The following is a 13,726-nucleotide window of genomic DNA, read 5'->3' as shown; positions in this document are numbered from 1 at the left end:
GTTCCGCGCGTGCCCGTTCGGCCCGAAGAGCGCTGCTCCACCGACTCCTCGGTGGTGCTGATAAGCGGTAGTGCGCATCTTTCGCGACTTCGTCGCGTCGGACACTGACGCGGGCGTGCCGCGAGTCGGCGAACCGTCGCGGGCGTCCTTCATGAGAAGCAAATGAGTAATGATGAGTAACTTAATGCCGGTCGCTGCGGAGTTGAGGAGTGCGGTGGTCGGCTGGCGGAATCGTCGCACCGAAAACGCTGTGTCACGTTGGCCTACAACACCATTCAGCGATCGGAGCACTCGGCGGGGTACTTTTGGACACCCCCTCGAACCAGCGGACGAACGGCTGGTTGATGAAGCTCACGCACGTGCCGGGTTTGCTCGCCGATGCCCCGATCGCAGTTGCGGCCGCGGCACGCGCTGCCGCGGCGGTCGTCATCGGACCGTGATGACGACCTTCGCGCGCGCGTGCTCGGTCTCCAGGTAGCGCATGGCCGAGGCGGCCTCGCCGAGCGGATAGGTCCGGTCGATCACCGGTGTGAGCTTTCCGGCTTCCGCCAGTTCGGCGAGCGCGGTGAGATTGGCGGCGCGCTGTTCCACCTGGAGGACGTCGACCCAATGAGCGAAGCGCGCCAACACCATTCCCGTCATCATCAGCGCCATCGGCCCGACGATCGAGCCGCCGCGGTACACGCCGCCGCCGGACAGGACGAGCTTGCCGGTCGGTGTCAGCATTCGCCGCGATTCGATCAGCGAGCGGTTGCCGACGAGATCGAAGATCAGGTCGTATCGCGTTGTGCCGGTGGTGAAGTCGTCCTTGGTGTAGTCGACGACGTGGTCCGCGCCGAGTGACAGCGCCTGCTCGATGTTCTTGGTGCTGCACACTCCGGTCACGTCCGCGCCGAATGCCTTGGCGATCTGCACGGCGAACGTGCCGACGCCACCGGAGGCGCCGTTGATCAGAACGCGATGTCCCGGCTGGACCTGCCCGAGATCCCGCAGTCCCATGAGTGCGGTATTGCCCGCCAAGGGAATCGCGGCCGCCTGCTCGAATGTCAGGCGAGCCGGTTTGTGCGCGACCACGTCTTCCGGCGCGGCTACGTACTCGGCGAAGGCGCCGTCGGCCTCGCCGAACACTTCGTCACCGGCCTTCAACCGTGTCACGTTGCGCCCAACGGACTCGACCCGGCCCGCGAAATCGCGGCCGCGGATCTTCGCCCGCGGCGCGCGCAGTCCCATCATCGGCCGGGCCAGGTACGGATCTCCGCGCATCACATGCCAATCCAGGGCGTTGACCGCAGCGGCGTGCACCCGGACGAGCACCTCGTCGTCGCCGGGTACCGGTGGGTCGACGTCCCCGAACTCGAGATCGTCCGGTGATCCGTACCGGTCCTGCATGATCGCCTTCATGGGGTTCTCCGTTCGCGCTACCCGTTACGCCGAAACGGTAGATCGACCCGCCGGGTCCCGACATCGGGGAAAGCCCTGAGACCAGCACTGATTCGAATGTTGCCGTTGAACTTCGGCCGACGAGCTCAGAGGAGCTTGCCCGGGATCGAGGCGACCAGGCCGCCGTCGATGATCAGGTCCTGGCCGTTGACGTAGGACGCCTCGGCGGAGGCGAGGAAGGCGACGGCGTCGGCGACGTCCTCCGCGGTGCCGACGCGTCCGGCGACCACCTCGCCGACGACGGTGGTCTGCGCCTCCGCGGAAACTTCGGCGTGGAACATCGGGGTCGCGATGTAGCCGGGGCTCACCGAGTTGACGCGGATCCGTCGCGGGCCCAATTCCGCAGCCAGGGTATGCGCGAGGTTGTGGACCGCCGCCTTGGTCGCCGCATAGAGCGAAGCGCCCGGCATGCCGCGGTGCAGGGTCCACGAGGCGTTGACGACGATCGCCGCGCCGTCCGAGAGCAGCGGCAGGGTCTTCTGGAGCGTGAAGAACACGCCCTTGAAGTTGATGTCGACCACGCGGTCGAACTCGTTCTCGGTGACGTCGGCGTGCGGCTGGAACGAGGCGACACCGGCATTGGCGAAGACCACGTCCAGGCGTCCGAAGCGTTCCCGGATCGCGTCGGTCAGCGCGTCGAGATCGGTGAGGCTGGACGCGTCACCGGGCATCGCGAGGAGTCGATCACCGCCGCCGAGTTCCTGGACCGCGGCGTCGAGCCGCGCCTTGTCCCGGCCGGTGATCACCACGGAAGCGCCCTCGGCAAGCAGCCGCCGCGCGGTTGCCAGGCCCATCCCGCTGGAGCCGCCGGTGACGAGCGCGATCTTGTCCTGGAATCGGAAGGTGCCGGAAGTGTTGTGCGTCATGGCATTCAGCCTGCCGGGCCCGGCGCGGGGCAAACAGTGCGTGCTCAACCTGGGTCTGGCAACACCACCCTGGTGATCAGACCGACGTGGCGACGGGAGTCCGCAAGAGCTGGGCGACCCGCTCCTCGGTCGCGGTGCCCGGCCGCGGGTGGTACAGCTCCAGGTGGCGATCGGGGCGGTCCGCGACCACCAGGGTCGTCACATCGAAGAACAGCTCGCCCGCCTCCGGGTGGCGCACCGCTTTCACGCCCTGCCCCGGAACGCCGACGTCGTGCCGGGCCCACAACTCGGCGAATTCGCCACTCGCCGCGGCGAGTTCGTCGATGACGCGGCGGAACTCCGGATCGTCGGGGGCTTGATCGGCATCGGCGCGGAAGGCGGCGACGACCGCGGGCGCGATGGTCGTCCACGGGTCGTGCATGGCGCGGTAGCGGGCGTTGGTGAAGAACGAGACGATGCAGTTGTGGTCGGTGTCGTCGTAACCGAAGACGGCGCGCGTCGCCTCGTTGATCGCGAGCAGGTTCCAATAGCGGTCGCGCAGGATCGCCGGGCGCGGCGCCCACGCGTCGACCACCTGCCGAAGCTGTGGCGAGACCTCGGTGTCGCGGGCCGCACCCGCCCGAGGTGGATTGAGACCGGCCAGCACGTACAGGTGCGCGCGCTCGGCCTCGGTCAGCCGCAGCGCGCGGCCTACCGCGTCGAGGACCTCGCTGGATACCTTGATGTCGCGTCCCTGCTCGAGCCACGTGTACCAGGACACGCCGACCCCGGCCAGCATCGCGACCTCTTCCCTGCGCAGCCCCGGCGTGCGCCGCTTGCCCGCGGCGATCAGACCGACGTCATCAGGGGTGAGCCGGGCGCGGCGGGTGCGCAGGAAATCGCGGAGCTGCTCGCGGCGCAGAGTCGCCGCCACGGGGGATTCGCTGGGCATATTCCACGCTAACAATCCGGCGTGCGGCTCCAGTGCGTCGTACCCGCGAATCGCGATGCTGGGAAGCCGGAGCTGTGCCGTCGGGCCGGTGTCGAGCGTAGCGTCGGCCGTCCCGCTTTTACCCGGCGGCGTGGTCCCTGCTCGCTGCGAGCAGGTGATCGCAGGCGTCGAGCAAGGCGGCGCGGAGGGTGGCGGACCGCCCCACCTCCGGGTCTGGTCGAGCTCCGAGGCGAAATACGCACTCGCAGAACGCAACACCGGGTTGACCCACTCGAGCTCGGCGATCTTATTTCGCCACCAAGTCGGCAAGTATCCTGAAATGCCGATGCGCGGGTGCTCGAACTGTGTCGGAGAGGTAGTGATGTGGTCGAAGACCGATCTGGGGACCTCCGTCCGCGCCTGTCCCGGGTCCGCGGTCCGGCGGCAGGGCCTGGGCCCGCCGCCCCGAAGCTCAGCTGGGCTCGGTCCACTCGATCTGCGGTAGATGAGTGTGCTTGCTCGTTGGGCAACGACGTGGCGTGAGCTGGCCGGTTCGTGCTCGAATTCTGTCCAGTAGGGTCGCGACGGTGGGTAGCGATAGCCGTTACGAGGCATACGAAGTCGACCTGTGGGAACGATTGGCCGCGCTGCTGCCCTCGATCGAGGATGCCGACAGCTTTCGCGACTGCCGAGAGAGCGGGCATCAGGAAGCCGGGCTGTGGATGTTGGTGCAGCGGCTGCTCGAGCATCAGGTGCCTGTCAGCGACCGAACGCGCGCCGAGATGGAAGTGCTGGCCGAGCACTGGGGCGAACGACTGGCCCGACATGACGAAATCCTGTCGTCTGTCAGGGATTCCGCTGACGCGAATTCCATCCGACTGCTGCCGGATGATCGCTCGACACCGGTCGACCCAGCCCAAGTCGGCATCACGGGCTCTGCCCTGACGGGCCTGCTCGTCGTCCCGTGGATCGAATGCCTGCGGTGCGGTCGGGTGCTGGCGCGAGTCCACGCGCAGGAGCCGTGGGGAGATTTGCGCTATCTGGCTGCCCATTACGTCGTCTGGCATCACACCGCCTCGGACGACGAACATCAGATCTTCGACGAGCCCGACCTGCACAGCGCCTTCGAATTGCTACTGGCCTGTCGCTGATCCGGCAATGCCCTGAATTCGGCATGATGGTGCGCTCTGTCGGCGTCAGATGTACTGGCGCCATTGATCTTTCGGGACGTCGTGCTGGCCGCTTCGGTCAGCCCGCTCAGCGGCATTCGACGAGTGCTAACCGACATGTAACCCCCGACAACTGCGCGACCTCCGCGGAGGCTTGCGGTCACCTGGATCACCGGCCCGACAGGGGGTATCCGGTTCCGGAAGGCGAACCTTTCGGCGGAGGGGCGATATCCTCGGTGACCGGACGCACGGCCGTGGGCCGCATGGGCGGAAGGTCGATGTCGCGTTCGATCGAGGTCAGGCTGACCGCGATGAGCAACAGCATCGTGACCAGGCTGATGACGACGATCAGCGGTGCGAGCATGGTCAGCGGGTCGGTGCCCGTCGGGGTGCCGTGATGGCCGCGGTGCGCGTGTATACCCGCCATGCCGGTGTAGTGCATGCCGCAGACCGCGACGCCCATGATGAACGCGGCGCCGACGGCGGCGGTCATGCCACGCACGTGCACGGTGAACCACAGCGCTGCGGTGGCGGCGACGACCGCGATGATCAGCGACAGCGTGACGACCCGCCAGTCGTAGCCGATCGTCGCGTCGGATCTCATCGCGTACATGCCCGTGTAGTGCATACCGCCGACGCCGAGGCCAGTGATCGCGCCGCCCGCCCCGAGCGCCAGCGGACGCGGCCGGGGCGCCTGCACGAGCGCCAAGCCGATACCGACCACGACGATGGCGGTGGCCGCGCTCAACAGCGTGATCGGAAGGTCGAAGCGGATCTGCGCGTCCTGGATCGAAAACCCCAGCATCGCAATGAAATGCATGACCCAGATGCCGGTGCCGCCGATGGCCAGCGCGGCCAGTCCGAGCCAGAGCGCCCGGTGCTCACCCGCGCGGGCGCGCGCGGCGCACTGCAATCCGAGCAGTGATCCGACGAAGGACATGAGGTAGGCCAGCGCGGGCGTCAGCCATCCGTAGCTGAAGTGGTAAATGTGCAGCATTTGATCCCCGCTACCGGCTGGCTTCAGTCGTGAATTTCGAAGCAGTCTGTCGGCCCACACGTTAACGGTGAGGTCCGGCCGGGCGTGCCGCAAAGCACGAACGGGGACAGTGTCTTCAGTCACATCGCGTTCGCCGGAAGGGGCAGCTTCGAGAACGTCGACGGCGACGCCTCCTTGCGTGCCCATCACGCGCACGGTCGAGCCAATGTCTCAGTTGCGCAATAGCTTTCCTGCGCGATGGTCTGCTGTTAACGTCTTCGCGTCCGACACAGCCTACGGGACGAGAACGAAATGACAGTTGACGCAACAGATTCGACGTCGGCCGCGGAAACACCACTGTGGCTGCGAGGCCGCGATGCCGTGGTCGCGGCGGCCGAGCCCGAGGACTGGCGCGACGGAGCGCCGGACTACCACCTGACCGAGCTCACCGTCCCGCGCGAGCGAACCACCCAACACGCGCCGGGATCGCTCGAGGCGATCGTCGAAGACCTGGTCCGGGTCTTCGAGATGGAGATCTCACACAAGAAGGATCCGGCGACCTGGGTCTCGCTTGTGGCCGAACACTACCGTGGCCGCGTCAACGGCGGACCGTGGCGGAACGCCGAGGAATTCGCGCGGATCGGTAGCTACAACATCCTGATCGGCGACAACCCCTATTACGACGCCGAGAACGAGACCTTCGAGAGCTCGCACCACATCTTCCACACCGCGATGCCGAACGGATTCTTCTGGGAGGTACTGGAAGTGACGGCGGGCCCGCCGAATGTCACCTTCCGCTGGCGGCACTGGGGCAACTACGACGGCCCCTACCGCGAACACCAGCCCACCGGCGAGCTGATCGAGATGTTCGGCGCCACAATCGCCAGAGTCAGCGACGACCTCCGCATCCTCGAGCTCGAACACTTCTACGACAACAGCACACTGCTCGGCCCCCTGGCCCACGGCTGCCCGGTCACCGGCTCGAAGTCGTAACCAATCGAGAGCGGGTGCGCGACAGCTGGTCTTGCCGCGTCGACCAGTAGTCGAGAAGGTCGAAGACGGTGTCGGTCATGGCCTGGTGATAGCGCCGCATCGCATCCTGGGTGAATGCGGAGCTCAGAATGTTGTGTGCCTTTGACCAGTTCGGCTCGTGGTTGTAGGCGGTGAACAGGCCGTCACGGGCGATGGGGCGCATCAGCTTGATTCGAAGATCGGCCCATAGCGGCGGGCATCGGCCATCGACGCCTGGGTTGGCTTGGCAGGGTTGATCGTGAGGACGTCTCCGAGGAGCGGTAGCCGGAACCGTGGGTGCGGAAACTGCTGGACCGGGCGGTTCGACACGTGGGTTGACGGGCTTACTCCTTGTTCGGTCGGTCCGGCAGCGACACTGCTGTGTGCGATGCTGGGAAGCCGGAGCTGTGCCGTCGGGCCGGTGTCGAGGGTCGCGTCGGCCGTCTCGCTCTTACCCGGCGGCGTGGTCCCCCCTCGCTGCGAGCAGGTGGTCGCAGGCGTCGAGCAGGGCGGCGCGCAATGTGGCGGACCGCTCGGCGATCTGGGCCTGGCTGCGGACGTATTCCGCTCGCCCGGACGGCGTTTCGATCGGGATCGGGGTGTAACCGTAGTCGGTGAGGTCGTACGGGCTGGCGCGCATGTCGAGTTCGCGTGCGTCACAGGCCAATTCGAAGCAGTCCAAGACCAGCTCGGAGGAGACCAGCGGGACGAGTTTGAAGCTCCACTTGTAGAGGTCCATGTTCGCGTGCAGGCAACCGGGTTGTTCTCGCGCGACTTGGTCGGCGCGGGTGAGCGGCTGGGCGTTGCGGCCGACGGCCTCGGGGGTGAAGAAGCGGAACGCGTCGAAGTGGGTGCAGCGCAACGACATCGATTCGACCACCGCGTCGGTGCCCGCGGACCCCAGCCGCAGTGGCACCTGCCGGTGGCGGACGTCGTCGGTGCGGTAGACCATCGCCCACTCGTGCAGCCCGAAACAGGACAGCTGCGCGGGCCGTGACGCCGTGGCACGCAACAGTGTCGCGACGAACTCGAGGGTGTCGCGGCGGCGCGCCAGATACGCGGGATCCGCCGCGTACACGACCTGCAGCCCGCCCGCGCGGTCGCCGGTCGGCTCGTCCGCCGCGACGCGGTGGTACCCCCGCGCCCCTTCGTACTCGCGCGCCCCGGCCAAGCCGACGCCGAAGCCAGGATGCCAACGCCGCAACTGGGCGGGCTTGTTGCCGTAGTAGGTGAACAGGAAGTCGATCACCGGATGCGCGCGCCCCGCCGCGCGGCGCTCGAGATACGGCCCGACAAGATGGTCGAGCCGCTCTCGATGCGCCCGCGCGGCGGCCTGCCACTCGACCGCCGGTAATACCCGCAGGTCGGCGGAGTGGTCGAGGTGGTAGTGCGCGCTCACCTGGCCATTCTCCCGCACCGGTCTACGGGCCACTCCCCGCCGTCCCGCCGGTTCGGTAGCGGTGCACGGTCGGTCCGGCAGGGCGTGCCGGTATGCCCTGCGGTCGACGGCGATCGCCGAGGTGGCGCAGCGAAATGCCTCGTGCCGGCTGAGCGCGAACGCGCCGTCGGCACGGGCCGTGGGGCGGTGCGCGTCGGAGCGATCCGGCGTCGGCCGGTGACCGTCAGTCGATTTCCTCGTCGATCCGGCCGATCTTGCGGTCGACGGCTTCACCGTCGATCTGCACGCCGGGGTAGCCGCGGCGCGCGATTTCGGTGCACATCCTGCGGTATTTGCCGACTCCGCCCACGTAGCCGAGGAAGGTGGACACCTTGCCGGTCACGTTGGAGCCGCGGTACCAGGAGTCGGTGGTGGCGTACAGAGTTTTGCCGACGATGTCCTCGGTGATGGTCACCCACTCGTCCTGTGCCTCGGTCGTCGCCTCGATGACCTCGGCGCCCTTGCCGCGGGCGTGGTCGATCAGGTCGGTGATCCAGTCGACCGCCTGCTCGATCGTGACGAGCACATTGCTGACGATGGCCGGGCTCTGCGGGCCGCCGACCATGAAGAAGTTGGGGAAGCCCGCGGTCATCATGCCGAGGTAGGTGCGAACGCCCTCGCTCCACGCCTGCCGCAGGGTGCCGGTCTGCGGGGTCGAGAGGTTCAGGCCGAACAGCGGGCCGGTGAACGCGTCGAATCCGATGCCGAGGACGATCGCGTCGACGTCGTAGGCGCCCGCGCTGGTGACGATGCTGTCGGCCGTCATCGTCTCGATGGGCTCCTCGCGCAGCGAGACGAGCGAGACGTTCGGGCGGTTGAAGGTCTCGTAGTAGTCGGTGCCGAAGACGCTGCGCTTGGCGCCGAGTGGATGGAAACGCGGCTCGAGCAGCGCGGCGGTTTTCGGGTCGTGGACGATCTCGCGGATCTTGCCGCACATGAAGTCCGTCGCGGTCTTGTTCGCCTCGGGGTCGATGAGCAGGTCGGCGAACTCGGCGCCCACGCCCTGGAAACCGCTGCGCTCGTAGGCTTCCTCGTAGCGGCGCAGGCGTTCCTCGTCGCTGACGTCGAAGGCTTTGGTATCCACCGGGCGGTCCGGGATGCCGCCGGGGGAGTGGCGGCACTCCTCGCGGATCGCGGCGTAGTTGCTCTTGATCTCGTCGACGAAGTCGGACGTCAGCGGGGCGTTGCGCGCGGGGAAGACGTAGTTCGGTGTGCGCTGGAAGACGGTGAGGTGTTCGGCGACGGCGGCGATGTGCGGAATGGCTTGCACCGCAGAGGAACCGGTGCCGATCACGGCGACGCGCTTGCCGGCCAGTTCTTCCAGCGGGATGGTCCAGCGGCTGGTGGAGACCTTGATTCCGGTGAAGTTCTCGATCCCGGGAACGTCGAAGTCCTTCGGTGTCGACAGGCCGCCCGCGCCCGAGATCAGGTACCGGCAGTGGTGGACCGCGCCGGAATCGAGCGAAACCTCCCAGAGGTGTTCGTCGGGCAGCCACCGCGCCGAGGTCACCTTGGTGTTGAAGGTGAAGTACTTACGCAGGTCGAAACGGTCCGCCACGTGATTGATGTAGCGCAGGATCTCCGCCTGCGGGGCGAAGCGCTCGCTCCATGTCCACTCCTGCTGCAGCTCCTCGCTGAACGAGTAGGAGTAGTAGATGCTCTCGACATCGCAGCGGGCGCCGGGGTAGGTGTTCCAGAACCAGGTGCCGCCGACATCCGGCGCGGTCTCGAACCCGGCGAACGACCAGTTCTTCCGGCTCGCCTGGTACGCGACGTACAGGCCGGAGAAACCGGCTCCGACACAGATGACGTCGAGGGGTTCGGTAGTGGGGTGTGTCATGGGACTGCCTTCATGGTGTCCGGATGCGTGAGCATCGCGCAGGTGAACGGTCGGTGCTGAGAGCGAGGGAGGCTCGATCGTGATCAACTGACTATGTCACTTGACTTGAAAGTAGCGTCGCGGCTCCGCGGACGTCAATAGAGCGCGCGGACGCCGCGGGTGCGCGGCTATGCCCGCGCGACTTCGCGCAGGTGCAGGCACACCTCGTCGACCGCCTGCTTGGCCTGCGCGAACACACCGATCTCGGTGAAGAAGCCGTGGAAGACGCCGGGATACCTGGTCAGCGAGACGGTGACCCCCTCGCGCCGCAGTCGTGCGGCGTACGCCTCCGCGTCGTCGCGGATCGGATCGACCTCCGCCGTCAGGATCAGGGCGGGCGGCAGGCCGCGCAGCGACTCGGCGCGCATGGGCGCCGCGAGGTGGTCGTCCCCTCGATGTCCCTCCCCGACGTACGCGTCCCAGCACCAGCGCGCGTCCGCGGCGGTCAGCATGGGTGCGTCGGCGAATTCCGACCAGGACGGCGCGGTGAATGTCCCGTCGACGGCGGGGTAGACGAGCACTTGGGTCACGGGAAGGTGGAGGTCTGCATCGCGTCGGTGCAGGCAGAGGGCGGCGGCGAGGTTGCCGCCCGCGGAGTCGCCGCCGATCGCGATGCGTTCCGGATCGATGCCGAGTTCCGGTGCCGTCCGGGTCAGCCACGCGTAGGCGTCGAGGCAGTCTTCCAGCGCGGCCGGGTACCGGTTCTCGGGCGCCAGGCGGTAGTCCAGGGACACGACCGTCCAGCCGGATCCGGCGGCGATCGCGCGGCACACCTCGTCGGCTCCGTCCAGAGTGCCCAGGACGAAACCTCCGCCGTGCAGGTAGGCCAGGGCCGGGTTGCCGCCGTCCCGGCCGGTGTCGTCCGCGCGGTACAGGCGAGCCCGGATCGCACCCGCGCGGGTCGGCACGGTCAGCTGTTCGACGTGGTCGAGCGGTGTGCTCGGCTCGGCGGCCGGTGCCGAGTTCAGCAGCGCCCTGGCCTGCTCCGGCCCGAGCTCGCGGAGGGGTTTCGGCACTACGTAGGCGATCATCCGGGCGGCGGCCTTCGCCTGGTCGTCGAGCAGATCCCAGCAGGCGGGGGTGTGGTCGGTCATCTCGGAAACCTCGCAACTCGTTGACAAGAAGTGATCTGTGCCTCACCATCATAGTCACGTGACTGAGACATTTGACTATAAGTTCACGTTCCGTTTGGGATTCGCTGCTGACGCTGTACCGCGCACACGATCTCGTCGAATCGAAAGGACAGAAAGATGACCGAAACGACGATCGGTCCCGCGACACGCGGGGCTGACGCGGTCGGCGGGGTCGACATTCGTATCGAGGACGACGCCAGTCCGATCGTCCGGCTCATCGCCCGGACCATCACCGACTCCCTCCGCGCCGACAGCTCGCTGCTGCCCGCCGGGCTGCACGGCGCGATCGCGATCCGCTCCCACGACACCCCGCAGGCCGCCACGATCACCCTCGCCGACGGCGCGATCGCGGTGTCGGGCGGAGTGCTGGTCGAGCCCGACCTCGACATCACCGTCGACCTGAACCAGTTCTTCGCCCCGGTCGGCGAGCCCGCGGGCGCCCCCGAGTTCCTCGGTGTGGCCACCGCGTTGCTGTCACCGCCGCTGCCGGACTGGAAGACCGCCGCGGTGAGCTTCTGGGACAAGGCCCGCTCGGTCCCCGGCATCCCCGACATGCTGGTCGCCGTCGTCGAAGGTCCCGACGGCGTGGAGCAGGTCGTCGCCGGCGAGGGGGAGACCCACTACGTCATCGCCGGCCCGCCGGATCTGCTCGCCGCCGTCTTCACTGGCGCGGTCGACCTGCTCGCTGCCCTGTCCACCGGCCTCGTCGGCGTACGCGGCACTCTCTCGCAGCTGTCCGTGCTGGTCGGCGCATCCTGGAAGGTTCGTTACGATGTCTGAAATCGCCACCACCGCAACGGCTCTCGAGGCCGACGTGCACACTGTCCGGATCGAGTCCACCAACCACGACGGCTCCTTCCACGGCAAGAACGTCGCGCCCGCGAAGTTCGCCGCGTGCGCGGAATCGGGTTTCGCGATGGCCGACCTGCTCTTCGGCCTCGACCTCGGCAACGCGCCGACCCTCGGCTTCGCCTACCCCGCCTGGCGCGGTCATCTCGCCGACCTGCAGTTCCGGCCCGACCTCTCGACGCTGGTGCAATGGGCGCCCGGTGTCCAGTCGGTGATCGGTGACTACTGGCAGCCCGACGGCACCCCGATCGGCACCTGTCCGCGCAATCTCGCGCGCGCGATGGTCGAGCGGCTCGCCACCCGTGGTTTCACCGCGACCATCGCGGTCGAGATCGAAGCCACCCTCTTCCAGGAGTCGGTGCACGAGGCCAGGGCCAAGGGCTATCGCGATCTCACCCCCCTCGGCGGCTCGGCGGGTACCGCCTACAACCTGGCGAAGTCGAAGGACTGGGTCGACTACATGTCGGCGGTCGCGCGCCGGCTCGAGCAGATCGGCATCGAGTGGGAGGCGTGGAGCGACGAGGACGCGGCCGGTCAGGTCGAACTCAATCTCGTTCCCGCCGACCCGATCTCGGTGTGCGACAACTGGGCCCGCGCCAGGCAGGTGATGCGCGAGGTGGCCTTCGAACTCGGCCACACCGTCACCTTCATGGCCAAGCCGACCGCAGGCTACGGCCAGGCCTCGCACGTCAACCTGTCACTGCAGCGCGACGGCGTCAACGCGTTCTACGCCGCCGACGGGCCGTCGGACACCATGCGGCACGCGGTCGCCGGGTTGCTCGCGACGATGCGCGGCGCGACCTCGGTCATGCTGCCGCAGATCACCTCCTTCCGTCGCCTGGTCGACCTGAGCGGACCGCCCACCACGGTGACCTGGGGCATCGCCAACAAGACGACCGCGGTGCGCGCGGTGGTCGGTCACCCGAAGTACTCCCGTCTCGAATACCGCGTTCCGGGCGCCGACGCCAACCTGTACCTCGCGGTCGCGACGATCCTGGCGGGCGTGATCGCCGGGATCGACGGCAAACTCGAACCGGCCGACCCCATCAGCGACATGGCCTGGTGCGCCCCCGACCTGGAACGGCTGCCCGACACCATCACCAAGGCGGCCGATGCGCTCGAGTCGGATCTGATCCTGCGCGAGCAGCTCGGTGACGAGTTCGTCGACTACTGGGTCGGCACGCGACGCTGGGAATGGATGCAGTTCCACACGACCGGCGGCGACCCGTTCGCCGAGCTGTCGGAGTGGGAGTCCACGCGCTACTTCGAGTTCCCGTGACCGCGCGCTCGACCACCGCGAAGCCGCTGATCGGGCTCACGGGCAGGCGGTTCAGGATGGGGCTGATCCAAGGCAGCCACCCCGGGTACAGCCGGCGTCTCACCGACGCCTTCTTCGCCGATTTCGCGGAGCGGATCACCCGCGCGGGCGGTGTGCCGGTGAATCTGCCCTACGACGCCGATCCGGCGGACCTGGGTGACTGGCTGTCGGGTGTGGTGATCACCGGTGGTCAGGACGTGCATCCGAGCTGCTGGGGCGGCGACGAGTCGGTGGTCAGCGAGATCGATCCGGTCGCCGACCCCTCCGTCCACGATCCCAGCCGGGACGAGTTCGAGATCGCGTTGACCCGGGTGGCGCTGGAGCGGCAGATCCCGCTGCTCGGCGTGTGCCGCGGCATGCAGGTGCTCAATGTGACTCTGGGCGGCACGCTGATTCCCGACCTGCCGACCGGGCCGATCGAGCACCTCATGTCGACGGGGCCGCTGTCGGACGGCGACCCGGAGCATGCCGTCACCTTCGATGCGGGGACGATCGCCCAGAAGGTGTTCGGCGATCGGCTGGTGACCAATTCGTGGCACCACCAGGCAGTCGATGTCTGCGGGGACGGGCTGGTGGTCACCGGTCGCACCGCAGATGGTGTCGCCGAGAGCATCGAGCTCCCCGGTGCCGCGGTACTCGGGGTGCAGTGGCATCCCGAGTGGATGGAAAGCGACGACGGTGCGCTGCGCTGGCTCGTCGAAGCAGCCGCCGAGCGGCGCTGAGCGGGCCGAGCAGGA

13 protein-coding genes are annotated in these 13,726 nt (G+C 67.8%); 5 read left to right on the top strand and 8 right to left on the bottom strand.

Annotated features, from left to right (window positions below; genetic code table 11):
• Window positions 1-426: 426 nt before the first annotated feature.
• From FB390_RS25415 to FB390_RS25405, 3 genes are all read right to left on the bottom strand, one after another.
• Complete coding sequence (locus tag FB390_RS25415; protein WP_141811214.1) at window positions 427-1,401, bottom strand: NAD(P)-dependent alcohol dehydrogenase; 975 nt, start codon at window positions 1,399-1,401, stop codon at window positions 427-429.
• Window positions 1,402-1,526: 125 nt separating this feature from the next.
• Entirely contained in the window at window positions 1,527-2,306 is a 780-nt protein-coding gene (locus FB390_RS25410; protein WP_141811213.1) for a glucose 1-dehydrogenase, read from the bottom strand.
• Window positions 2,307-2,382: 76 nt separating this feature from the next.
• The gene (locus tag FB390_RS25405; protein ID WP_141811212.1) at window positions 2,383-3,237 is read right to left on the bottom strand and encodes a helix-turn-helix transcriptional regulator; all 855 of its coding nucleotides are present in this window, start codon (window positions 3,235-3,237) and stop codon (window positions 2,383-2,385) included.
• A 566-nt stretch (window positions 3,238-3,803) separates the two neighbouring features.
• Between FB390_RS25405 and FB390_RS25400 the strand changes: the two genes are divergently transcribed.
• The gene (locus FB390_RS25400) at window positions 3,804-4,367 is read left to right on the top strand and encodes a hypothetical protein (RefSeq protein WP_141811211.1); all 564 of its coding nucleotides are present in this window, start codon (window positions 3,804-3,806) and stop codon (window positions 4,365-4,367) included.
• 187 nt (window positions 4,368-4,554) lie between these two features.
• Here the strand turns inward: FB390_RS25400 and FB390_RS25395 are convergent, their stop codons facing one another.
• Entirely contained in the window at window positions 4,555-5,382 is an 828-nt protein-coding gene (locus FB390_RS25395) for an MHYT domain-containing protein (protein WP_141811210.1), read from the bottom strand.
• 291 nt (window positions 5,383-5,673) lie between these two features.
• Between FB390_RS25395 and FB390_RS25390 the strand changes: the two genes are divergently transcribed.
• The gene (locus FB390_RS25390) at window positions 5,674-6,354 is read left to right on the top strand and encodes a SnoaL-like polyketide cyclase (RefSeq protein ID WP_141811209.1); all 681 of its coding nucleotides are present in this window, start codon (window positions 5,674-5,676) and stop codon (window positions 6,352-6,354) included.
• Here the strand turns inward: FB390_RS25390 and FB390_RS34685 are convergent.
• From FB390_RS34685 to FB390_RS25370, 4 genes are all read right to left on the bottom strand, one after another.
• On the bottom strand, window positions 6,335-6,556 hold the full coding sequence (locus FB390_RS34685; RefSeq protein ID WP_141811208.1) for a hypothetical protein: 222 nt from the start codon (window positions 6,554-6,556) through the stop codon (window positions 6,335-6,337). The genes FB390_RS25390 and FB390_RS34685 overlap by 20 nt on opposite strands.
• Window positions 6,557-6,823: 267 nt before the next feature.
• Entirely contained in the window at window positions 6,824-7,771 is a 948-nt protein-coding gene (locus FB390_RS25380; protein ID WP_425465886.1) for a 3-methyladenine DNA glycosylase, read from the bottom strand.
• A gap of 223 nt (window positions 7,772-7,994) precedes the next feature.
• Window positions 7,995-9,650, bottom strand: coding sequence for a flavin-containing monooxygenase (locus tag FB390_RS25375; protein ID WP_141811207.1), 1,656 nt, complete (start codon window positions 9,648-9,650; stop codon window positions 7,995-7,997).
• A gap of 167 nt (window positions 9,651-9,817) precedes the next feature.
• A complete protein-coding gene (locus tag FB390_RS25370) occupies window positions 9,818-10,783 on the bottom strand; it encodes an alpha/beta hydrolase (protein WP_141811206.1) in 966 nt (321 codons plus the stop codon).
• Between the two features lie 156 nt (window positions 10,784-10,939).
• Here FB390_RS25370 and FB390_RS25365 point away from each other — a divergent pair, with 156 nt between their 5' ends.
• From FB390_RS25365 to FB390_RS25355, 3 genes are read left to right on the top strand one after another with little or no spacing between them, the layout of a single operon-like run.
• Entirely contained in the window at window positions 10,940-11,602 is a 663-nt protein-coding gene (locus FB390_RS25365) for a hypothetical protein (protein ID WP_141811205.1), read from the top strand.
• The gene (locus FB390_RS25360; protein WP_141811204.1) at window positions 11,595-12,950 is read left to right on the top strand and encodes a glutamine synthetase family protein; all 1,356 of its coding nucleotides are present in this window, start codon (window positions 11,595-11,597) and stop codon (window positions 12,948-12,950) included. Before FB390_RS25365 ends, FB390_RS25360 begins: the two co-directional genes overlap by 8 nt.
• The gene (locus FB390_RS25355) at window positions 12,947-13,711 is read left to right on the top strand and encodes a gamma-glutamyl-gamma-aminobutyrate hydrolase family protein (RefSeq protein WP_141811203.1); all 765 of its coding nucleotides are present in this window, start codon (window positions 12,947-12,949) and stop codon (window positions 13,709-13,711) included. Before FB390_RS25360 ends, FB390_RS25355 begins: the two co-directional genes overlap by 4 nt.
• Window positions 13,712-13,726 lie beyond the last annotated feature (15 nt).

It is taken from the genome of Nocardia bhagyanarayanae (genome assembly GCF_006716565.1).
Classification (GTDB): Bacteria; Actinomycetota; Actinomycetes; order Mycobacteriales; family Mycobacteriaceae; genus Nocardia; species Nocardia bhagyanarayanae.
The sequence above is the reverse complement of the archived record's forward strand: the minus strand, read 5'-3'. Positions and strand labels throughout refer to the sequence as shown.

What these genes read in the sequence shown, in the direction of transcription:
- FB390_RS25415 (WP_141811214.1), bottom strand. Translation starts at nt 1,401, where the DNA reads ATGAAGGCGATCATGCAGGACCGGTACGGATCACCGGACGATCTCGAG.
- FB390_RS25410 (WP_141811213.1), bottom strand. Translation starts at nt 2,306, where the DNA reads ATGACGCACAACACTTCCGGCACCTTCCGATTCCAGGACAAGATCGCG.
- FB390_RS25405 (WP_141811212.1), bottom strand. Translation starts at nt 3,237, where the DNA reads ATGCCCAGCGAATCCCCCGTGGCGGCGACTCTGCGCCGCGAGCAGCTC.
- FB390_RS25395 (WP_141811210.1), bottom strand. Translation starts at nt 5,382, where the DNA reads ATGCTGCACATTTACCACTTCAGCTACGGATGGCTGACGCCCGCGCTG.
- FB390_RS25390 (WP_141811209.1), top strand. Translation starts at nt 5,674, where the DNA reads ATGACAGTTGACGCAACAGATTCGACGTCGGCCGCGGAAACACCACTG.
- FB390_RS34685 (WP_141811208.1), bottom strand. Translation starts at nt 6,556, where the DNA reads ATGCGCCCCATCGCCCGTGACGGCCTGTTCACCGCCTACAACCACGAG.
- FB390_RS25375 (WP_141811207.1), bottom strand. Translation starts at nt 9,650, where the DNA reads ATGACACACCCCACTACCGAACCCCTCGACGTCATCTGTGTCGGAGCC.
- FB390_RS25370 (WP_141811206.1), bottom strand. Translation starts at nt 10,783, where the DNA reads ATGACCGACCACACCCCCGCCTGCTGGGATCTGCTCGACGACCAGGCG.
- FB390_RS25365 (WP_141811205.1), top strand. Translation starts at nt 10,940, where the DNA reads ATGACCGAAACGACGATCGGTCCCGCGACACGCGGGGCTGACGCGGTC.
- FB390_RS25360 (WP_141811204.1), top strand. Translation starts at nt 11,595, where the DNA reads ATGTCTGAAATCGCCACCACCGCAACGGCTCTCGAGGCCGACGTGCAC.